Annotated in this window: 18 protein-coding genes; 4 read left to right on the top strand and 14 right to left on the bottom strand. The window is 74.6% G+C overall.

Going from position 1 to position 19,293, the window contains the following annotated elements:
- Window positions 1-206: 206 nt before the first annotated feature.
- From ABQ292_RS18800 to ABQ292_RS18775, 6 genes are all read right to left on the bottom strand, one after another.
- Complete coding sequence (locus ABQ292_RS18800; RefSeq protein ID WP_369209220.1) at window positions 207-506, bottom strand: endonuclease VII domain-containing protein; 300 nt, start codon at window positions 504-506, stop codon at window positions 207-209.
- A 349-nt stretch (window positions 507-855) separates the two neighbouring features.
- The gene (locus tag ABQ292_RS18795; protein WP_369209218.1) at window positions 856-1,065 is read right to left on the bottom strand and encodes a ubiquitin-like protein Pup; all 210 of its coding nucleotides are present in this window, start codon (window positions 1,063-1,065) and stop codon (window positions 856-858) included.
- A 165-nt stretch (window positions 1,066-1,230) separates the two neighbouring features.
- Complete coding sequence (locus ABQ292_RS18790; protein WP_369209216.1) at window positions 1,231-2,265, bottom strand: acyl-CoA dehydrogenase family protein; 1,035 nt, start codon at window positions 2,263-2,265, stop codon at window positions 1,231-1,233.
- Complete coding sequence (gene dop, locus ABQ292_RS18785; RefSeq protein WP_369209214.1) at window positions 2,265-3,770, bottom strand: depupylase/deamidase Dop; 1,506 nt, start codon at window positions 3,768-3,770, stop codon at window positions 2,265-2,267. Before dop ends, ABQ292_RS18790 begins: the two co-directional genes overlap by 1 nt.
- 144 nt (window positions 3,771-3,914) lie before the next feature.
- The gene (arc, locus tag ABQ292_RS18780) at window positions 3,915-5,639 is read right to left on the bottom strand and encodes a proteasome ATPase (RefSeq protein ID WP_369209212.1); all 1,725 of its coding nucleotides are present in this window, start codon (window positions 5,637-5,639) and stop codon (window positions 3,915-3,917) included.
- A 246-nt stretch (window positions 5,640-5,885) separates the two neighbouring features.
- Window positions 5,886-6,908, bottom strand: coding sequence for a tRNA (adenine-N1)-methyltransferase (locus ABQ292_RS18775; RefSeq protein ID WP_438940607.1), 1,023 nt, complete (start codon window positions 6,906-6,908; stop codon window positions 5,886-5,888).
- Between the two features lie 87 nt (window positions 6,909-6,995).
- Here ABQ292_RS18775 and ABQ292_RS18770 point away from each other — a divergent pair, with 87 nt between their 5' ends.
- Together ABQ292_RS18770 and ABQ292_RS18765 are read left to right on the top strand one after the other, a co-directional pair.
- Window positions 6,996-7,994: a RecB family exonuclease gene (locus ABQ292_RS18770; RefSeq protein ID WP_369209210.1), complete on the top strand. Its 999-nt coding sequence runs from the start codon at window positions 6,996-6,998 to the stop codon at window positions 7,992-7,994.
- Window positions 7,995-8,450: 456 nt separating this feature from the next.
- Window positions 8,451-9,638 carry an amidohydrolase family protein gene (locus tag ABQ292_RS18765; RefSeq protein WP_369209208.1) on the top strand — a complete coding sequence of 396 codons (1,188 nt, stop codon included), beginning with the start codon at window positions 8,451-8,453 and terminating at the stop codon, window positions 9,636-9,638.
- A 119-nt stretch (window positions 9,639-9,757) separates the two neighbouring features.
- On the opposite strand, the gene ABQ292_RS18760 is transcribed toward ABQ292_RS18765, so the two are convergent.
- From ABQ292_RS18760 to ABQ292_RS18740, 5 genes are all read right to left on the bottom strand, one after another.
- Window positions 9,758-10,111, bottom strand: a complete 354-nt coding sequence (locus tag ABQ292_RS18760; RefSeq protein WP_369209206.1) for an isocitrate lyase/phosphoenolpyruvate mutase family protein — start codon at window positions 10,109-10,111, stop codon at window positions 9,758-9,760.
- Window positions 10,003-10,533 carry an isocitrate lyase/phosphoenolpyruvate mutase family protein gene (locus tag ABQ292_RS18755; protein ID WP_369209205.1) on the bottom strand — a complete coding sequence of 177 codons (531 nt, stop codon included), beginning with the start codon at window positions 10,531-10,533 and terminating at the stop codon, window positions 10,003-10,005. Before ABQ292_RS18755 ends, ABQ292_RS18760 begins: the two co-directional genes overlap by 109 nt.
- The gene (locus ABQ292_RS18750; RefSeq protein ID WP_369209203.1) at window positions 10,530-10,928 is read right to left on the bottom strand and encodes a hypothetical protein; all 399 of its coding nucleotides are present in this window, start codon (window positions 10,926-10,928) and stop codon (window positions 10,530-10,532) included. Before ABQ292_RS18750 ends, ABQ292_RS18755 begins: the two co-directional genes overlap by 4 nt.
- Window positions 10,929-11,378: 450 nt before the next feature.
- Window positions 11,379-12,083, bottom strand: a complete 705-nt coding sequence (locus ABQ292_RS18745; protein ID WP_369209200.1) for an HAD family hydrolase — start codon at window positions 12,081-12,083, stop codon at window positions 11,379-11,381.
- Window positions 12,084-12,265: 182 nt separating this feature from the next.
- A complete protein-coding gene (locus ABQ292_RS18740; protein WP_369209198.1) occupies window positions 12,266-13,660 on the bottom strand; it encodes a threonine/serine exporter family protein in 1,395 nt (464 codons plus the stop codon).
- 250 nt (window positions 13,661-13,910) lie between these two features.
- Here ABQ292_RS18740 and ABQ292_RS18735 point away from each other — a divergent pair, with 250 nt between their 5' ends.
- Window positions 13,911-15,365, top strand: coding sequence for an amino acid permease (locus tag ABQ292_RS18735; RefSeq protein ID WP_369209196.1), 1,455 nt, complete (start codon window positions 13,911-13,913; stop codon window positions 15,363-15,365).
- Window positions 15,366-15,522: 157 nt separating this feature from the next.
- On the opposite strand, the gene ABQ292_RS18730 is transcribed toward ABQ292_RS18735, so the two are convergent.
- Genes ABQ292_RS18730 through ABQ292_RS18720 form a run of 3 tightly spaced genes read right to left on the bottom strand, consistent with a single transcriptional unit; the run spans window position 15,523 to window position 18,369 of the window.
- Window positions 15,523-16,548 (bottom strand): NAD(P)-dependent alcohol dehydrogenase, encoded by a 1,026-nt coding sequence (locus tag ABQ292_RS18730; protein ID WP_369209194.1) that lies wholly within the window; start codon window positions 16,546-16,548, stop codon window positions 15,523-15,525.
- On the bottom strand, window positions 16,545-17,315 hold the full coding sequence (locus ABQ292_RS18725; RefSeq protein ID WP_369209192.1) for a metal-sulfur cluster assembly factor: 771 nt from the start codon (window positions 17,313-17,315) through the stop codon (window positions 16,545-16,547). Before ABQ292_RS18725 ends, ABQ292_RS18730 begins: the two co-directional genes overlap by 4 nt.
- Window positions 17,316-17,325: 10 nt before the next feature.
- A complete protein-coding gene (locus ABQ292_RS18720; RefSeq protein WP_369209190.1) occupies window positions 17,326-18,369 on the bottom strand; it encodes an amidohydrolase family protein in 1,044 nt (347 codons plus the stop codon).
- A gap of 200 nt (window positions 18,370-18,569) precedes the next feature.
- Between ABQ292_RS18720 and ABQ292_RS18715 the strand changes: the two genes are divergently transcribed.
- On the top strand, window positions 18,570-19,293 hold a 724-nt coding region (locus ABQ292_RS18715; protein ID WP_369209188.1), incomplete at its 3' end, for a GAF domain-containing protein.

Below are 19,293 nucleotides of genomic sequence, written 5' to 3'. Positions count from 1 at the left end.
TCCGCGCTGTCCGGCAGCCCCTCGCAGGCCCCCGTCGGTCGTCGCCCGCGCACCGGTCCGGGGACCGGCGGCGGCGTCAGGACGACCCTACCGGCGGGGCCGACGGCCCACCCGGGGCGCGGTCGGAGGCCGCCAGGGACCGGTTCCGGCACCGGGGTGCTGCGCTGACGGGCAGGACCGGGGACGCCGGACCCCGGGGCGACGGGTCAGACCCCGGCCGCCGGCGGCGGTCCGGCGGGGCGGCTGTGCCGGGCTCGGTGGTAGGCGACGTACTCGGCCGCGGCGTACAGGAACTGCGGATCGTCCCGGAACTGGCCCAGGCCGCCGTTGCAGTTGAAGCGGAGCAGGGCGCGGACCCTCCCGGTCACGTGGTCGTGGTCGACGTGCTCCGCCGGCGCGACCTCGCAGATGGCGCAGAGCCCGCGCTGGTCGGCGAGCACCGCATCGGCCTCCTCGGCCGTCATCCCGTACCGCCGCTTCAGGTGGTACGTCCGCGACCCGCCCATCCTGTCCTTGGACGCCTTGCCTCGGGCGTTGTGGCACGGCTTGCAGTACGGAGCACGTCCGGAGGGCTGGCTCGCGTTGCGGACGAAGTCCTGCAACGGCTTGACAGAGCCGCAGTCGGGGCACCACTTGTGACCGCCGGGCACGTCGATGGCACGCCTGTGTCGAGACCTCGGCGGTCCCTTCCGGGCGTCCTTCGCATGCAGCAGGCGTCGGCGTGCGTGCACCTTGCAGTAGAAGCTGAGGCCGTCGTGCCGGGTGCGGTCGAGCGAGAACTCAGCAGTCGGCCTCAGCTCACCGCAGTCCCGACAGAACTTCCGGGTGACCATTCTCTACCATTCTCAGAATGGCCTATTGGCCCCCCTTCTGCACGTAGCTCCTCACGAATTCCTCGGCGTTCTCCTCGAGGACGTCGTCGATCTCGTCGAGAATGGCGTCGACGTCCTCGGACATCTCCTTGTGCCGCTCGGCGACCTCGGCGTCGACCGACGCCTCGACCTCGTCGGTGTCCTCACGAGAACGGGTCGTCCGCTGCTGCCCGCCGGTGTCCCTGGTGGCCATGTGCCCTCCCCTGGTGCGCGCCGAGTGCGTGCTGGGGCCGAAACTACCCGCAGGTACCGACAGCTGTCGGCGCCTGCGACCCGGTCGTGGACGCGTCGACGCAGTAGTTAGGGATAACGGTCGAGGCGCCGCCGTGCTCAGTCCGCCGTGCTCAATCCGCCGTGCTCAGTCCGCCGCGCCCAGCCGGCTCAGCAGCGACGCCCTGATCGCCGGCCGGGAGCCGAACACGAGCAGGAACACCGCCTCCCGCGCCGTCCGCTCGGCGTCGCTGCCGGCGCGGACCGCCCCGCTCCCCGTGGCCGCCACCAGCGCGCCGGCCGCACGGTGCGCCAGCGCCGCCGCCTCCGCGCGGGCGTCCGGCAGCTCCTCGGGCGTGGCGGCGTCGAGCCGTGCGCGGACGGCGGCCAGGTCGCCGTCCAGCGGCGAGGGCCCGATCAGCCGGGTGCAGCGCAGCGCCAGGCCGAGCGCCAGCGACCCGTTGACCCGCAGCGTGGCCGCGTCCGCGGCCAGCCACCCGGCCAGTGGCGCCCGGTGCACCAGCCGGTCGGCCGGCACCCGGTGCCCGGCGAGCCGCAGCTCCACCGTGGCGCTCGCCTGCACCGCGACCATCCGCTGCGACCCCACGGCCAGGGTCGGCCCCTCGACCGCGTCGGCCAGCACGAGGACCACGTCGTCGCCGTGGCGGGCGGCCACCAGGACGACGTCGACGGCGCCCCAGCCGGTCACCCACGGGACCGCGCCGTCCAGGACGAGGTCCCCGCCGTCCGGCCGCACCCGGATCGCCGGCGGGCCGGGCCGCACCGCCGCCTGCAGCGCGATCCCGGCCCGGAGCCGGCCGGCGCAGAGGTCGGCGAGCCGCGCGCGCACCGGCGGCGGGCCGTGCGCGGCCACCCGCACGACCACGCCCAGGTGCTGCAGCCACACGAACGTCGTGGCGAGGTCGCCCGCGGCCAGCTCCTCGACGACCGCGGCCACCGTCGCCACGTCGGCGCCCAGCCCGCCCGACGAGCGCGGGCCGGTCAGCCCGTACAGGCCGGCCGCGGCCAGCGCGTCGAGGTGCCCGCTCGGCAGCACCCCGGTCGCGTCCACCGCCCCGGCGGCCGGCGCGAGCACGTCGGCGGCCAGCTCCCGCGCGACGGCCTCCTCCCGGGTCCCGCCGCGAGCGTGCGAGTGCTGGGGAGGAGGAGGAGGTCCTCCCATCAGCCGCCGGTGATCGTGTCGACCAGCTCCTGCGCCGACGACGTCGACTCGAAGAGCAGGCCGACGTGCTCGCGGGTGCCGCGCAGCGGCTCCATCGTCGGGATGCGCACCAGGTTCTCCCGGCCGAGGTCGAAGACCACCGAGTCCCACGACGCGGCGGCCACCTGGGCCGGGAAGCGCCGGAGGCACTCGCCGCGGAAGAACGCCCGGGTGTCCGACGGCGGGGTGACCATCGCGCGGGTCACCTCGTCGTCGGTGAGCAGCCGCTGCATCGACCCGCGCGCCACCAGCCGGGAGTAGAGGCCCTTGTCCGGGCGGACGTCGGCGTACTGCAGGTCCACCAGCTGCAGCCGGGAGTCGCCCCAGTCCAGGCCGTCCCGGGCGCGGTAGCCCTCGAGGAGGCGCAGCTTGGCCGGCCAGTCCAGCCGGTCGGCGCAGCGCATCGGGTCGACGGCGAGGTCGTCGAGCACCTCGGCCCAGCGGCGCAGCACGTCGCTGGTCTGCTCGTCACCGGCGCCGGTGCGGTCGACGAAGCGCTCCGCCTGGTCGAGGTAGGCCCGCTGGACGTCGAGGGCGGTCATCCGGCGCCCGTCGCGCAGCCGCACCCGGGTGGCCAGCGTCGGGTCGTGGCTGACCGCCTGCAGCGCCGCGACCGGCTCCTCGATCGAGAGGTCCTCGGTCAGCGCCCGGGCCTCGATCATCGCCAGCACCAGCGACGTCGTCCCGACCTTGAGGTAGGTCGCCAGCTCGGCGAGGTTCGCGTCGCCGATGATCACGTGCAGGCGGCGGTACTCGTCGGGGTTGGCGTGCGGCTCGTCGCGGGTGTTGATGATCGGCCGCTTGAGCGTCGTCTCCAGGCCCACCTCGACCTCGAAGAAGTCGGCACGGGAGGAGATCTGGAAGCCCTTGGTGCGGCTCTCGGTGCCGATGCCGACCCGGCCGGCGCCGGCGAACACCTGCCGGGTCACGAAGAAGGGGATGAGCCCGCGGATGATGTCGATGAACGGCGTCCGCCGGTCCATCAGGTAGTTCTCGTGCGCGCCGTAGCTGGCGCCCTTGCCGTCGGTGTTGTTCTTGTACAGCTGGATCGGCTGGGTCCCCGGGATGCGCGCGGCCCGGCGGGCCGCCTCGGCCATCACCCGCTCCCCCGCCTTGTCCCAGACGACGACGTCGCGCGGGTTGGTGACCTCCGGCGTCGAGTACTCCGGGTGCGCGTGGTCGACGTAGAGCCGCGCGCCGTTGGTGAGGATGACGTTGGCCATCCCCGAGTCCTCGTCGAGGTCGGTGTGGTCCAGCGCGTTGGCCGGCGAGAGGTCGAAGCCGCGGGCGTCGCGCAGCGGCGACTCCTCCTCGAAGTCCCAGCGTGGCCGCCGGCGGGTCGGGGCGTCGGCCACCGCCCAGGCGTTGACCACCTGGCTGGACAGGGTCGTGGGGTTGGCCGTGGGCTGCCCGGGGACCGAGATGCCGTACTCGACCTCGGTCCCCATGACCCGGCGCACGCTCATGCTCCCGAGACTAGGCGCCGCCCCGCGCCGCGCTCCGGGGCGCCGGGCGGAGTCCCCGGCGCCCCTCCTGGTGACGTGCCGGAGCGGCCCTGCTGCAGGGCCCCACGCCGAGCTCGCGAGGCGTGGGGGCAGCAGGGTCCTTCCTCAGAGGTACTGGCCGGTGTTGGTGGCCGTGTCGATGGCGCGGCCGGAGTCGTTGCCCTTGCCGCTGATGAGCGTGCGGATGTAGACGATCCGCTCGCCCTTCTTGCCCGAGATCCGCGCCCAGTCGTCGGGGTTGGTGGTGTTGGGCAGGTCCTCGTTCTCCTTAAACTCGTCGACGCAGGCCTGCATGAGGTGACCGACCCGCAGACCGCTCGACCCGGTCTCCAGGCTCTCCTTGATGGCCATCTTCTTCGCGCGGTCGACGATGTTCTGCAGCATGGCGCCGGAGTTGAAGTCCTTGAAGTACAGGACCTCCTTGTCGCCGTTGGCGTAGGTCACCTCGAGGAAGCGGTTCTCCTCGCTCTCGGTGTACATCCGCTCGACGGTGCGCTGGATCATCCCCTGGATGGTCGCCTCGCGGCTGCCGCCGTTCTCGGCGAGGTCGTCGGGGTGGATGGGCAGCGTGGTCCTGAGGTACTTGCTGAAGATGTCGCGCGCGGCCTCGGCGTCGGGACGCTCGATCTTGATCTTCACGTCGAGCCGGCCCGGCCGCAGGATCGCCGGGTCGATCATGTCCTCGCGGTTGGAGGCGCCGATGACGATGACGTTCTCCAGGCCCTCGACGCCGTCGATCTCGCTGAGCAGCTGCGGGACGATCGTCGACTCGACGTCGGAGGACACGCCCGAGCCGCGGGTGCGGAAGATCGAGTCCATCTCGTCGAAGAACACGATGACCGGGGTTCCCTCGCCGGCCTTCTCCCGGGCGCGCTGGAACACCAGCCGGATGTGCCGCTCGGTCTCGCCGACGTACTTGTTGAGCAGCTCGGGGCCCTTGATGTTGAGGAAGTAGGACTTGGCCTGCCCCTCCCCCTTCACCGCGGAGACCTTCTTGGCCAGCGAGTTGGCCACCGCCTTGGCGATGAGCGTCTTGCCGCAGCCGGGTGGGCCGTAGAGGAGGATGCCCTTGGGCGGGCGCAGCTCGTACTCGCGGAACAGGTCGGCGTGCAGGAACGGCAGCTCGACGGCGTCGCGGATCTGCTCGATCTGCCGGGAGAGGCCACCGATGTCGGAGTAGTCGATGTCGGGGACCTCCTCGAGGACGAGCTCCTCGACCTCGCTCTTGGGGATCCGCTCGTAGACGTAGCCCGACCTCGACTCCAGCAGCAGCGAGTCGCCCACCCGCAGCGGCTGGTCGGTCAGCGAGTCGGCCAGGTAGACCACCCGCTCCTCGTCGGTGTGGCCGATGACCAGCGCGCGCTGGGTGACCCCGTCGAGCGGTTCGAGCAGCTCCTTGAGCATGACGACGTCGCCCTGCTTCTCGTAGCCGAGCGCCTCGACGACGTTCATCGCCTCGTTGAGCATGACCTCCTGGCCGGGGCGCAGCTCCTCGCCCTCGACCGCGGGCGAGACCGACACCCGCAGCTTGCGGCCGCTGGTGAAGACGTCGACCGTGCCGTCGTCGTGCCGGCCCAGGAAGACGCCGTAGCCCGACGGCGGCTGCCCGAGCCGGTCGACCTCCTCCTTGAGCGTGACCAGCTGCTCGCGGGCGTCGCGCAGCGTGCCGGCCAGCTTGTCGTTGCGCTCGGAGAGGAAGGCCGCGCGGCCCTCCGCCTCGGCGATCCGCTCCTCCAGGACCCGCGTCTGACGGGGGCTGTCGGCGACCTTGCGGCGCAGCAGACCGATCTCCTCCTCGAGGTAGGAGATCTGGGCGAGCAGCGCGGACACGTCGCGCTCACGCCGTGCTCGGAACTCGTCGGGACCATTACCAAGGCCGGGGCCCATCGCGCACCTCCGCAGATCGGGGGGAGCCAGGACGCAAATCTATACACGCGGACCGTCACCGCGCCGTGGGCTCGCGGGCGCGACCGGCCGCACCACGGGGTTCGCCGCGAGCCCCCAGCGGTGAGCAGTGCGGCCCCGCTGCAGGGGCCCGCCGCGAGCCCGCGAGGGGGTGGGGGCAGCAGGCTCCTCCTACTTGGCAGCCCGGCGCTGGCGGACGGGTGCGACGACGCCCTCGGCGAGCCGCCGGGCGGTGACCAGGAACGCGGTGTGCGCCACCATCCGGTGTTCGGGGCGCACGGCCAGGCCCACGGCGTGCCAGGGCCGCACCAGCGACTCCCAGGCGTAGGGCTCGGTCCAGACGCCCTGGGCGCGCAGCGCCTCCACGTAGGTGGACAGCTGGGTGACGGTGGCCACGTAGCCGACCAGGACGCCGCCGGGCCGCAGCGCCGCCGCGACGGTGGGCAGCACCGCCCACGGCTCGAGCATGTCGAGCACGACCCGGTCGACGACCTCCTCGGCGGGGTGGTCGGCGAGGTCGCCCAGGCGCAGGTCCCAGGTGCCGGGCACGCCGCCGCCGAAGAAGGCCGACACGTTGCCGCGGGCGACGTCGGCGAAGTCCTCGCGCCGCTCGTAGCTGGTGACCCGGCCGTGCTCGCCGACGGCGCGCAGCAGCGAGCAGGTCAGCGCGCCCGACCCGGCGCCGGCCTCCAGGACGCGCATGCCGGGGCCGATGTCGCCGTTGCCGACGATCTGGGCGGCGTCCTTGGGGTAGATGACCTGCGCGCCACGGGGCATGGACAGCACGAAGTCGGCCAGCAGCGGCCGGAAGGCCAGGTAGCCGGTGTTGGCCGTGGAGTGCACGACCGAGCCCTCGGGTGCGCCGATGAGGTCGTCGTGGGCGATGGCGCCGCGGTGGGTGTGGAACTGCTTGCCGGGGGTGAGGACGACGGTGTGCAGCCGGCCCTTGGGGTCGGTGAGCTGCACCCGGTCGCCGGCGACGAAGGCCCCGGGCACGGGCGCGGCCGCCGGCTCGGCGGGCCCGGCGGTCGGGACCGGCTCCGCGGCCGGAGCGGGCTCCGCGGCCGGCTGGTTGGTCGACGCCGCGACCGGCTCGCCGGCTCCCTCCTCGGCGGGCACCTCAGTGGGCACCGCGGCCGGCGCCGCCTCCGGGGCGGTCTCGTCGGTCGCGGGGGGCTCGGGCTGCGGGTCCACGGACGGCCAGCCTAGGCGAGCGCCACCGACCCCCCGCCCGGCGCGGGGTGCGCCGGACTGTCGGTGGGGCGACCTAGCCTCGGATGCATGACCGCGATCGCGCAGGACCCGGCGCAGGTGGATCCGGCGCAGACGGACGGGGTGCCCACCGACCCCGCTGCCGGGACCGACCCGACCGGCCCGGGCACGCCCGGGTCCGGTGCGCCCGCGCCAGACGCGGCGGCCGAGCGGGCGCCGCGGCGGCCGTCGCTGTCGCCGAGCCGGGCGGCGGACTTCAAGACCTGCCCGCTGCTCTACCGCTTCCGCACCATCGACCGGCTGCCGGAGAAGAAGAGCGCCGCCGCGGTGCGCGGCACGCTGGTGCACGCGGTCCTGGAGCGGCTCTACGACCTCCCGCCGGCCGAGCGCACCGTCGACGCCGCCCGCGGCCTGGTCGCGCCGGCCTGGGACGAGCTGCGGGCCGACCCCGAGGTCGAGGCGCTGTTCACCGCCGGCGACGACGACACCGCTCCCCCGTCGCTCGAGGCGTGGCTGGAGTCGGCCGGGAAGCTGGTGGAGACCTACTTCACGCTCGAGGACCCGACCCGCATCCAGCCCGAGGGCCGCGAGGAGCTGGTGGAGGTCACGCTGCCCGACGGGCTGCTGCTGCGCGGGTACGTCGACCGGCTCGACGTCGCCCGCAACGGCGCGCTGCGGGTCGTGGACTACAAGACCGGCTCGATGCCGCGGGAGGCGTTCGAGTCCAAGGCGCTGTTCCAGATGAAGTTCTACGCGCTGGTGCTGTGGCGCACCCGCGGCGTGGTGGCCAGCCAGCTCAAGCTCATCTACCTCGGCGACGGCGACGCGCTCACCTACGCCCCCGACGAGGGCGAGCTGGTGCGCTTCGAGCGGACGCTGCTGGCCATCTGGGCGGCGATCGAGCGGGCCGTGGCCACCGGTGACTTCCGGCCCAACCGCACGCGGCTGTGCGACTGGTGCGACCACCAGGCGCTGTGCCCGTCCTTCGGCGGCACTCCCCCGCCGTTCCCCGCCGAAGCCGCCGCCGCGGCCGGCTGGCCCACCCTGCCGGTCGTCGAGCGCGACTGAGCACGGCCCCCGGCCCCCGGCCCCCGGCCCCCGCCCACTCGCAGGCTCGCGGCGGGACCCTGCAGGGCGGCCGGGTGGCGCTGTACCGGCAGCTGTACGAGGAGCTCGACGTGCGGGCCGACGAGCGTGTGCGGGAGGCCTGGACGACGACGCCGGCCACGCCGGGCCGGACGGTCCTGCTGGCCGAGTCCGGTGAGCGGCCCGTGGGCACCGCGGACGTCGTGGTCGACCGGGGGCACCGCCGCGCCGGGGTCGGGCGCGCGCTGCTCGCCGCCGCCCGCACCCGCGGGGAGGCGGCCGGTGCTACGAGGTGCAGCTCTCGGCCCGGACGTACGGGCGGTACCTCGACGGCGCCTGACCGGCCGGCCGCTGCGGAACGCGGCAGGACCCGTCGACACCGCTCGCCGCCCGTCGCTAGCCTCGCCCACCCCTCAGTCCCGACCCCGGGGAGCCGACGTGCACGGGTACCGGGCGGGCACCGCCTTCGACGGCGAACGGTTCCTGCGCGACGGCACCCTGGTGCTGGTCGAGGGCAGCCGGATCCTGGGTGTCGAGCCCGTCACCGCGCCGGCGCCGGACGGCTGCGCGGTCACCGACGTCCCCGGCGGCACGCTCCTGCCCGGGCTGGTCGACACCCACGTCCACCTCTGCGCCGACGGCAGCCCCCGCGCCCTCGACCAGGTCCCCGAGCTGGACACGACCCGGCTCGACGCCGTCGTCACGGCCGCGGAGCGGGCGACCCTGCGGGCGGGCGTCACCACCGTCCGCGACCTCGGCGACCACCACTGGACGGTCCTCGACCGCGCCGGGCGCGACGGCGAGCGGCCGACGGTCGTCGCCGCCGGACCGCCGATCACCTCACCCGGCGGGCACTGCTGGTCGATGGGCGGCGAGACGTCCGGGATCGGGGCGCTGCGCCGCGCGGTACGCGAGCGGGCCGAGCGCGGCGCCGGTGTCGTCAAGGTCATGGCCAGCGGGGGCCTGCTCACACCCGGCACGGACCTCACCGCGTGCCAGTTCACCGTCGAGGAGCTGCGCGCCGTGGTCGACGAGGCGCACCGGTCCGGCCTGCCGGTGACCGCGCACGCGCACGGCCTGGCGGCGGTCGAGCGCTGCGTCGCGGCCGGGGTCGACGGCATCGAGCACTGCAGCTGCCTGACACCCTCCGGCGTCCACCTGCCGCCGGGACTCGCCGCCGCGCTCGTGGCCGGCGGCACCGACGTCTGCCCCACCGTGGGGTTCCTGCCGGGCGTCGACCCGCCGCCGCACGTGCAGGCCCGGATGGCCGCGGCCGGGACCACGGTCGAGGGACACCTGGCGCACGTGGCGGACCTGCACCGGGCGGGCGTCACCCTGCTCGCCGGCACCGACGCCGGGATCGGCCCGGCCAAGCCGCACGGCCAGGTGGCGTACGCCGTGGCCGACCTGGTGGGGCCCTGCGGCGTGCCGCTGGCGGAGGCGCTGACCGCGGCGACGTCCCGGGCCGCGCGCGCCTGCGGGCTGGGCGGGCGCACGGGGCGGCTCGCGGCCGGCTACGACGCCGATCTCCTGGTGGCCGACGGCGACGTCACCGCCGACCTGACCGCTCTGCAGCGGCCGCGCGTCGTCGTCACCCGCGGCCGCGAGGTCGCGCCGGCTCCCTAGGCGGCGGCGTCGACGGCTCCGCGGGCGGCGTCCCCGCCGGCGATCATGGCGCTGCGGTGGCGACGCGCCGGCGGCGGCCGGCGTGTCGCCACGCCCGCTCCGTGATCGCCGGCGCGGGGTCACCCGCCGTGCGCCACCGTCCGCGCGTCCACCTCCGCGTAGGGCGTGGCCGGCGGGGCGGGCTCGCCGTCGCGCAGCCGCCCGGCCACCGCCACCGCGGCGTCCAACGCCGCCCGGAACAGCAGCGAACCGGTGCTCACGCGGCGCACGCCGAGCTCGGCCAGCCGGGGCAGCGGGTGGTCACCGGCCAGGACGTTGACCGGCACCGGCAGCTCCGCGGTCAGGGCGGCGATCTGCGCCTCGGTCAGCCGGCCGGGCACGAAGACGCCGTCGGCGCCGGCGGCCACGTAGCGCCGGGCCCGGTCGAGGGTGGCCGCGAGATCGGCGTCCTCCCCCAGCCAGTACGTGTCCACCCGGGCGTTGACGAAGACCCCGGGCACGACCCGGCGACGGCGGCCACCTTCGCCGCGTGCAGCCCCGGGTCGACCAGGCGCCCGTCGGTGCTGTCCTCCAGGTTCACCCCGGCCGCCGGGAGGTCGGCCACCAGTGCGGCCACCGCGATGGGGTCGTCGGCGAAACCGTCGGCGAGGTCGACGGTGACCGGCACCGGCAGCCGCGCCAGCGCGCGGGCCAGCGCGACCGTTGCACCGAGGCCCGCGCGGAAGGTGTCCGGGATCCCCGCGGCAGCGGCGACGCCCAGGCTCGTGGTGCCGATCGCGGGGTGGCCGTCGGCGACCAGTGCGAGCGCCGAGGCGACGTCCCACGCGTTGGGCAGCAGCAGCGGGGCGGGCCCGTCGTGCAGGACGCGGAAGGCCGTGCGGTCGTCGGCACTCATCCGAGCACCTCCACCCATGCCTCGGCGATCGCCCGGCCCGGACAGGCGTGCGGCCCCCGCCCGAACGGCGCGTCGGCGAGGTCCACCTCCACCGTCGTCCCGTCCGGTGCCACCCGCCGCGGGGGTCCGGCCGACCCGGTGCGGCGGTCGGCGAGGCAGGCGGTCGGGAGGCCGAGGCCCTGGAACGAGAGGACGGCTGGATCGGCGGTCAAGTTGGAGATAACGGTCGGTACCGAGACGATGTCGTCGACCGTCGCGCCGCGGTGGTCCTGCTCGGGACCGTCGCAGAAGCGGGGCACCTGCAACCGCGGCCAGGCGGGACCGGCGTCCGCGGACGGAGCGGCGGGCACCCGGTGGCGCGGGTCCTCGAGGACGGCGGAGAGCATCAGCGGCATGGACCCAGCCTGGCCCCGACGGTGTTCGGCGGGGACCGAACCGTCGGCGTCCTCCGCCAGGATGGCCGCGTGCCCGTGTCCGCCGACTCGATCGCCCGCTTCGCCGGGGTGCTGGCCGACCGCAGCCGCGGCTGGCCGGGCCGGCGGTGGCCGCGGCCTGCTCGCCACCGGTGACGGGCTCACGGTCACCGCTGCGGGCCGGCGCTGGTCCGCCGACGTCTGCGGTGTCGGGGGCATCGCGCAGCGCGGACGCCGTCGCCCGCGTCCGGGGCTGCCGGGACTGGACCGAGCGGCGCCGCCACCTCGGGGGTGCGCTCGGCGCGGCACTCCTGCGGACGGCCCTCGCCGAGGGCTGGGTGGCACCGGTGGCCGCACTCCCCCGCGCGCTGTCCGTCACGCAGGTCGGCGTCCGGGCCGCTCGCCGACCTGCCGACGGCCGGCTGATCCGGCTCAGGCGCCCGGAGCGGCCACCTGCCGGTCGAGCAGCAGCCGCTCGAGGTCGGGGAGGCCGATCCCGCTGAGGGAGTCGCGCAGGACGAGTCCCGGTGCCGGGCTGAGCGGCTGCAGCGACGGCACGCCGAGCACCGCGGCCCCGGCGGCCAGGCCCGCGGTGACGCCGGCGGCGGAGTCCTCCACCACCACGCAGTCGGCCGGGTCGACACCGAGCGCCGCGGCGGCCTGCAGGTAGGGCGCCGGATCGGGCTTGCGGGCGGGCACCTCGTCGCCGCAGACGGTGAGGTCGAAGGGCGGGACGTCGGGGAAGGCACGCTCGAGCTGGGCGAGCACCAGGGCGGCCAGCCGCCGCGGCGTCGTCGTCACCAGGGCCGTGGGCACCGCCGCCGCCCGCAGCTCGGCGATCAGCTCGCGGGCGCCAGGCCGCCAGGGGACGTCGGCGGCCAGGAGCTCCGCGACGGTGTCCATCACCCAGCCGGCGTCGGCCTGCAGCTCCTCCTCGCCGCGGTCGAGACCCAGGTCGGCGTAGAGGACCTCCATGGAATCGCGCATGGTCGTGCCCACGGTGGCCTCGCGGGCGGTGTCGCTGAGCTCGCCGCCCAGCCGCCGGGCGAGGGCGAACAGCGCCGTCCCCCAGTGCTGCTCGGTCTCCACGAGGGTGCCGTCCATGTCGAACAGGACTGCGGCGAGGCGGTCGGGCATGCGGATCGCGGTCTCCTCGACTACTCGTCCCCGCGCGCACGACGCGTGCAGGTGGGGGGTCCGGGCGGCGTCTCGACCACCGCGGGACGTCCCGCGGACCCGGCGTCGTGTGCACGCGGGTGGTCGCCGTCCCCCAGTGTCCCAGCCGGCCCGGCACCGCGGTCCGGCGCGGGACGAGGTCCTCAGTCCGTGGTCGTCGCCCGCAGGCGCACCCGCCGGTCGAACCGGTCGTGCTCGCGGCTCAGGGGCCGGCCGAGGTGCTCGCCCAGCGTGACGCCGGCGGCCAGGCCCAGGCCGATCGCGGCGGCACCGACGAGTGCGTCGAGGCCGCCGGGGACGTCAGCGTCCACGACGATCGCGAACAGGCCCTGGTAGATCGCCAGCCCGGGCAGCAGCGGGACGATGCCGCAGACGGCGACCAGCAGCGGGGGGATCCGCAGCCGGCCGGTCAGGGCCTCCCCGCAGAAGCCGACGAGGAGGGCACCGGCGGCACTGGCGACCGAGGGCCCCGCACCGAGCGCACCGGCCCCCGAGGAGACCACCCACGCCAGCGCGCCGGCCGCGGTCGCGACGGCCACGCCGCGCGGGCGGGCGTAGGACGCCAGCGCCCAGAAGCCGGCGATCCCGGCCGCCGCGGCCAGGGCGACGGCGGGCGGCACCCCGGCGGGCGAGGGGTCGACCACCGCCAGCGGCACCCCCGCCCGCTGTGCCAGGTCCAGCACGCCGGCGATGCCGACCACGATGCCGGCCGTGAGGGTCAGCACCTCGAAGGCCCGCGCGGCGGCCGTGACCGGGAAGCCGCTGATCGCGTCCTCGGCGGCGCCCACGAGGGACAGTCCCGCGAGGAGCACGACGATCCCCGCAGCGACCACCAGTGAGCTGCGGACCCCGACGTCGAAGACCACGAGGAGCACGGCCACCCCCGTCGCCACCGCGGCGCCGACCGCCTGCTGGAAGAACAGCGGGAGCCCGCGCCGGTCGAGCGCGCGCATGACCTGCTCGATCGACGCCGTGGTCACCGCCGCGACCAGGGCGACCAGCCACCCACCCCCCAGCAGGAACCCGACGGCACCGGCCACGCCCGACCACCCCAGGGCGTGGATGCGCCGGCGGTACGGGTGGGGGGCGGAGACGACCTGGTCCAGCCGGCGGTGTGCGTCCTCGATGTCGAGTTCGCCCGCCCCGACCTCCCTCGCCACGTCGGTGATCCCCTGCAGGCGGGTGTAGTCCATCCCGCGGGTGTGCACGATGCGCATGACGGTCAGCGGCACGGCGTCGTCCCGGTCGTAGCTGATCGTCAGCGACGTGAAGGTGACGTCGACCTGGCAGGCGGTCAGACCGTGGGCCGCCGCCACCCGGAGCACCGTGGCGGTCACGTCTGCCGCCGAGGCCCCCACGGCCAGCATCGACTCCCCGATGCGCAGGGCCAGAGCCAGCGCCGCGTGCGCGGTGAGGTCGTCCACCCGGCTCGGCTGGGAGCGCAGCCCGATCGGTGCGGTGGGCGGACCGGAGCCGGAGATGGCGCGCCGCGCCCGGTCGGGCAGACGGACGAGCCGCTGCGGACGGTACCGGGTCACGGGGAGCACCTGACGAGGTTACGGACGTGGCACGACTCCACGGTGTCACGGCCCGCCGGAGGTCGCTGTGGCGTTCCCGACACCTGCGGGCGGGCTCCCCGTCCCGCCCCCGCCGGCGCCCCTCGCGGGTGGGGGACCCGGCGGCCCGGCGCCTCTCTTTTGCCGACGGGCCGGGGGGCGAGGACCCTCGTCGAGTGGCCGCCCCCGGGCACCTGTCGTGCCCGACGCCCCACGTCGAGGGAGCACACCGATGAGCACTCCGGAACGGCGGTCCATCTGGCGGCGCATGCCGGTCGAGCAGATGGACGAGATCGAGAAGGACAGCGGCGCCGGTGCGCTCGCCAAGAGCCTCGGGCTCTGGCAGCTGACCGCGATCGGCGTCGGCGGCATCATCGGCGTCGGGATCTTCTCCCTCGCCGGGCTGGTGGCGGCCGGCGACGCGGACAACCCCGGCGTCGGGCCGGCCGTGCTGATCGCCTTCCTCATCGCCGGTCTGGCGTCGGCGGCCGCGGCGGTCTCCTACGCCGAGTTCGCCGGCATGATCCCGCGGGCCGGCTCCGCCTACACCTACGGGTACGTCGCCCTCGGCGAGATCATCGGCTGGTTCATCGGCTGGGACCTGCTGCTGGAGTACATCGCCATCGTGGCCGTGGTGGCGATCGGCATCTCGGGCTACCTCGAGGCGTTCCTCGACGGCTTCGGCCTCAGCCTGCCGACGTCGATCACCGCGTCCGCCGAGGAGGGCGGTGTCGTCAACATCCCGGCCATCCTGATCTGCCTGCTCGTGACCTTCATCCTCAGCCGCGGCACCAAGGCCTTCGGCCGGTTCGAGCTCGTGGCCGTGGCCGTCAAGATCGTGCTGATCCTGTTCATCATCGGGCTCGGCGTCTTCTACATCAACGCCGGCAACTACGACCCGTTCATGCCCGCCGGGTTCGGTCCGGTGCTCACCGGCGCGGCCACGGTCTTCTTCGCGGTCTTCGGCTACGACGCCATGAGCACCGCCGCCGAGGAGGCCGAGGACGGCAAGAAGCACATGCCCAAGGCGATCATCCTGTCGCTGGTCATCGCGATGACGCTGTACGTGGCCGCCACCCTGGTGCTCACCGGGATGCAGAACTACCAGGACATCGACCCGACCGCCGGCTTCGCCTCGGCCTTCACCAGCGTCGGCCTGCCGGTGATCGCCAGCATCATCTCGGTCTTCGCCGTGCTGTCGATCCTGACCGTGATGCTGACCTTCCTGCTCGGCGTCACCCGCGTCTGGTTCTCCATGAGCCGCGACGGGCTGCTGCCCCCGTGGTTCGCCAAGGTGGACCGGACCGGCACCCCGCAGCGGGTGACCTGGATCGCCGGGGTGGCCTCCGCCCTGCTCGCCGGCGTCTTCCCGATCCGCGCCGTCGCGGACCTGACCAACATCGGCATCCTGTCCGCGTTCATCGTCGTCTGCGCCGCGGTCATCCTGTTCCGCTACACCCGGCCCGACACCCCCCGCTCCTTCCGCCTGCCCCTCATGCCCTTCGTCCCCGCGTTCGGGGTGCTGTCGTCGCTGTTCCTGATCTGGCAGCTGCCCTGGGAGACCTGGGCGCGCTTCGGCGTCTGGCTCCTCATCGGGTTCGCCATCTACTTCACCTACGGCCGCAAGCACTCGCTGCTGAACCCGGACAGCCCGCACCACCGGCGCGCGCCGACGCAGACCCCCTGACCGGCGGCGGGCCGTCCCGGCAGGGTCGGCCCGCCGCCGCGGGACGGGCGGCCCTCCTGCAGGGTCCCGCCGCGAGCCTGCGAGCGGTGGGGGGCAGGCGGCCCCGTCCCGGGTCCCGCCCCGAGCGTGCGAGGGGTGGGGAGGACGGGGTCCTTCCTCAGGGGACGAGGATGGCGCGCCCCCGGACCTTCCCGGCATCGAGGTCGCGGAGCGCGTCCACGGCCCTGTCGAGCGGGTACTGCTGGGTGTGCAGGGTGACCTTGCCGGCCTGCGCGAGCACCATCAGCTCGGCCAGGTCGGTGTAGGTGCCGACGATGTTGCCGACGACGTTCTTCTCGCCGGCGACGAGGTCCAGCGTCGGGATCCGGAGCTCCCCGCCGTACCCGATGACGTAGTACGAGCCGGCCGGGCCGGTCATGTGCCAGCCGTCCATCTCCGCGCCCTGCTCGGCGACGAAGTCGAAGACGACGTCAGCGCCCCCGCCGGTCAGGTCCTGGACGGCCTGCACCTGGTTGCCGTCGGCGACCACGGCCTCGTCCGCGCCGATCTGCCGGGCGAGCTCCAGGGCATCGGGGTTGCGGTCGACGACGATGATCCGGGTTCCCGACAGGGCGGCCAGGCACTGGACGCCGATGTGGCCGAGACCCCCGGCGCCCTGCACCACCGCGGTCGTGCCCGGGTGCAGCAGCGGCAGGGCCTTGCGCACGGCGTGGTAGGCGGTGATGCCGGCGTCCGCGAGTGCGGCGACGTCGGCGGGGTTGGTGGACGGGTCGAGCTTCACGCAGGCGCGGGCGGTGGTGCGCAGGTACTCGGCCATGCCGCCGTCGTCGTTCGACAGCCCGGGGAAGAAGGCGTTCACGCACTGCATGTCCCGGCCGGCGCGACAGGGCGTGCACAGGCCGCAGCTGGGCTGCGGGTGCAGGATGACGGTGTCACCGACGGCGACGTTGGTGACCCCCTCCCCGACCCGGTGCACCCAGCCGGCGTTCTCGTGCCCGATCACGTAGGGCAGGTCCGGGTTCTGCAGATCGGCCCACTGGCCCTCGAGGATGTGCAGGTCGGTCCGGCAGACCCCGGCGCCGCCGATCTTGACGATGACGTCGAGGGGACCCCGGATCTCCGGTTCGGGGACGTCGTCGATCACGGGGTCGGCGTGGTACTCGTGCACGCGGACGGCCTTCATCGGGTCATCTCCTTCAGGACGGTGAGCGGGAGGACGGGGCGGGCGCGGCCGTCGTCGTCGGGGCGGGGCACCTGGTCGGCCTCCGACCCCGGGTAGCGGGTGGTCAGCAGGCCGCGGCAGAAGTGCGCGTTGCCGTCGACGGAGATCCGCACCGACCGGGCCCGGCGCAGCACCATCGGTGCCTGGGCGGGGTCGGGGCGGGTGCCGTCGTCGAGCACGAGCACGGGTGCGGCGGCGTCGGTCGGCAGCCCGAGGGCGGCGCGGCGGCGCAGCAGCGCGTCGGTGGTGTGCTCCCCCGGCGGGAGGTCGCCGAGGGTGAGCGCGGCGACGTCAGCGGCCGGGTCGGACCGCAGCAGCGCGGTGACCGCCCGCTCCATCGCCGCGGTGTGCCCCTTGCGGAGGAACGTCGCCCGCAGCTCGTCGAGCGACTCCTCCGCCTCGGAGCCGAAGGTGCCGCGGTAGCCGAGCCCGGCGGCCAGGCCCGCGTTGACGAGGTCGGAGTCGTGGTGGTCGTCGAGCTCGACCACCACACACCCCACGCCCGGGACGGCGGTCACCGCGTCGTGGGCGTCGGAGGCCATGAGCCAGGCGAAGTTCGGTGCGCAGAACGACGTCGGCAGGCGCAGGTGCACCTCCACCGCGTCGCCGGCGACCGCCACCGAGCGGACGAAGCCGAGGTCGGTGATCGGCTCGTCCAGCTCGGGGTCGACGACGGTGCCCAGGGCCGCGCGCACCTCGCTCTCGAGGTCGTGCAGGACGGCGGTCATCGGCGTCCCCTCAGACCGACGCGAGGTCGGCGGCCGCGGGCTCGCGCGGGCCGGTCTGCGTCTCGTCGGCCTCGGGCAGGCGCAGGTGCGCGGGCACCTCGAGGTCGTAGAGCCGGGCGGCGTTGAGCCCGAGCACCTTCTTCTTCACCTCGGTGCTCAGCGGCGCGTACTCGGTCATGTCCTCGGGGATCTGGAAGTCGACGAACCGCTCGACCAGCCACGTGGGGGTCCACAGCGCGTAGTCGCTGGAGAAGAGGATGCGGTCCTCGCCCAGCCAGTAGACGAGCTCGCCCATGATCTGCGCGAAGTACCGCGGCCGGGTGTGGATGAACGGGATCGCGACGGCCAGGCCGGCGACCACGTTGGGCTCCTGGGTGGCGATCCAGCAGAAGTCCTCCAGGCGCGGCAGGCCGCAGTGCTCCACCACGAACGTCAGGTCGGTGAAGTCGGTGGCCACGTGGTCGACGTCGGCGACGTCGAAGGCATCGCGGTCCAGCGGCCGGATGGTCGGGCCCTTGTGGACGTGGATGTTGCGGATGCCCAGCTCGCGGCAGGCCTCCAGGTACCGGTAGGCCATCGGGTCGGTGAGCTTCCAGCCGCGGGACTCGCCGTGCCAGTCGGCGGTGTAGAGCTTCACGCCCTTGAGCTGCATGCGCTCGGCGTCGGCGCGGAGCTTGTCCAGGCCGTTCTCGCCGTCACGCGGGTCCCAGTAGTGGTTGTAGGTCAGCTTGTCCGGGTGGGCCTGCGCGAGGGCGAACGCCTCCTCGGTCTGGCCGAAGCCCCGGTGGTAGAACTCGGCGAGCCGGGCCGGCTGGAAGACCGCGTGGTCGACGATCCCGCCGGCGAACACGTCGCGCATCAGCCGCTCGCCGCCCTGGTAGAGGTACTCCTCGTAGGGCCACACCTCGGACTCCGGGCTGAGGTTGCGGTGGTAGTCGTAGAAGCAGTCGATGAACTGCTTGCCGTGGATGTTGCGCTGGTTCTCCGGGCGGGCGTCCCACAGCGCGATGTGGGCGTCCACGACGTAGTACTGCTCGCCGTCCTTGGTGTACATCCGGGGCCTCCGTCGGCTCGGTCGTGAGGTGGGTCACCTCGCTCCCGGACGACGCTAGACACGCGCACGACCTGCGGACACCCGTCCGGTGTCTCACTTCGGGACACCGGCAGCGGCGTGTGCGCGCGTACATTGCGTGGCGCACGTCACAACCCCACGTCGGCCGGTGCCCCGGCCGATCCCCAGCCCGGAGGTGTGCCGTGGACGCGGACCGGGACCGCCTGCCGGCCCTGCACGGCCGCCCCGCCGACCCCGCCCCCGCCGGGCGGGGGGCGGCGCCGCGGCTGCGCGCCTCGTGGCGGCGCAGCCAGGGCTACGGCGTGCCGCCGGACGAGGTCATCCCCGTCTTCACCGGGTCCCCCGACACCGGCTCGCTGCTCTACGAGTGCGCGCACCGGGTGCTCAGCGACCTGCAGTCGACGATCGCCAACGAGCCGGTGAGCCTCATGGTGGCCGACTCCGAGGGGCTGGTCCTGGCCCGGCTCGGCGACGACCCCGGCATCCGGCGGTCGCTGGACCGGGTGCACCTGGCCCCCGGCTTCACCTACAGCGAGCGCAACGCCGGCACCAACGGGCTGGGGCTGTCCCTGGCCGACCGGGCGCCCTCGCTGGTCCAGGCCGGTGACCACTACTGCGCCGACCTGCGCGGCTACACCTGCGCCGCCGCGCCGGTGCTCGAGCCGATCACCGGGGAGCTGGCCGGCAGCATCAACCTCACGACCTGGTCGGACTCCTCCTCCGAGCTGCTCCTGGGGCTGGCGCAGACGGCGGCGTCCGCCACGAGCGCCCTCATGCTGGTGCGCGCGGGCGGCCGCACGGTGCGGCCGGCGCCGCGCGGCGAGGTCTTCTCCGTCGTCCGGGGCTCGGTGGCCGCCGATGACGGCGACCCGTGCGTCTCGGCCGGCTGGCGGGCCGCCGTCGGTG

This window comes from Geodermatophilus maliterrae (assembly GCF_041018925.1).
GTDB classification, from domain to species: Bacteria; Actinomycetota; Actinomycetes; order Mycobacteriales; family Geodermatophilaceae; genus Geodermatophilus; species Geodermatophilus maliterrae.
This window is presented reverse-complemented; position numbering and strand designations above follow the sequence as displayed.

Coding starts and splice junctions, on each gene's coding strand:
- ABQ292_RS18800 (WP_369209220.1), bottom strand. CDS start 506: ATGGGCGGGTCGCGGACGTACCACCTGAAGCGGCGGTACGGGATGACG.
- ABQ292_RS18795 (WP_369209218.1), bottom strand. CDS start 1,065: ATGGCCACCAGGGACACCGGCGGGCAGCAGCGGACGACCCGTTCTCGT.
- ABQ292_RS18790 (WP_369209216.1), bottom strand. CDS start 2,265: ATGGGAGGACCTCCTCCTCCTCCCCAGCACTCGCACGCTCGCGGCGGG.
- dop (WP_369209214.1), bottom strand. CDS start 3,770: ATGAGCGTGCGCCGGGTCATGGGGACCGAGGTCGAGTACGGCATCTCG.
- ABQ292_RS18770 (WP_369209210.1), top strand. CDS start 6,996: ATGACCGCGATCGCGCAGGACCCGGCGCAGGTGGATCCGGCGCAGACG.
- ABQ292_RS18755 (WP_369209205.1), bottom strand. CDS start 10,533: ATGAGTGCCGACGACCGCACGGCCTTCCGCGTCCTGCACGACGGGCCC.
- ABQ292_RS18750 (WP_369209203.1), bottom strand. CDS start 10,928: ATGCCGCTGATGCTCTCCGCCGTCCTCGAGGACCCGCGCCACCGGGTG.
- ABQ292_RS18745 (WP_369209200.1), bottom strand. CDS start 12,083: ATGCCCGACCGCCTCGCCGCAGTCCTGTTCGACATGGACGGCACCCTC.
- ABQ292_RS18735 (WP_369209196.1), top strand. CDS start 13,911: ATGAGCACTCCGGAACGGCGGTCCATCTGGCGGCGCATGCCGGTCGAG.
- ABQ292_RS18730 (WP_369209194.1), bottom strand. CDS start 16,548: ATGAAGGCCGTCCGCGTGCACGAGTACCACGCCGACCCCGTGATCGAC.
- ABQ292_RS18725 (WP_369209192.1), bottom strand. CDS start 17,315: ATGACCGCCGTCCTGCACGACCTCGAGAGCGAGGTGCGCGCGGCCCTG.
- ABQ292_RS18720 (WP_369209190.1), bottom strand. CDS start 18,369: ATGTACACCAAGGACGGCGAGCAGTACTACGTCGTGGACGCCCACATC.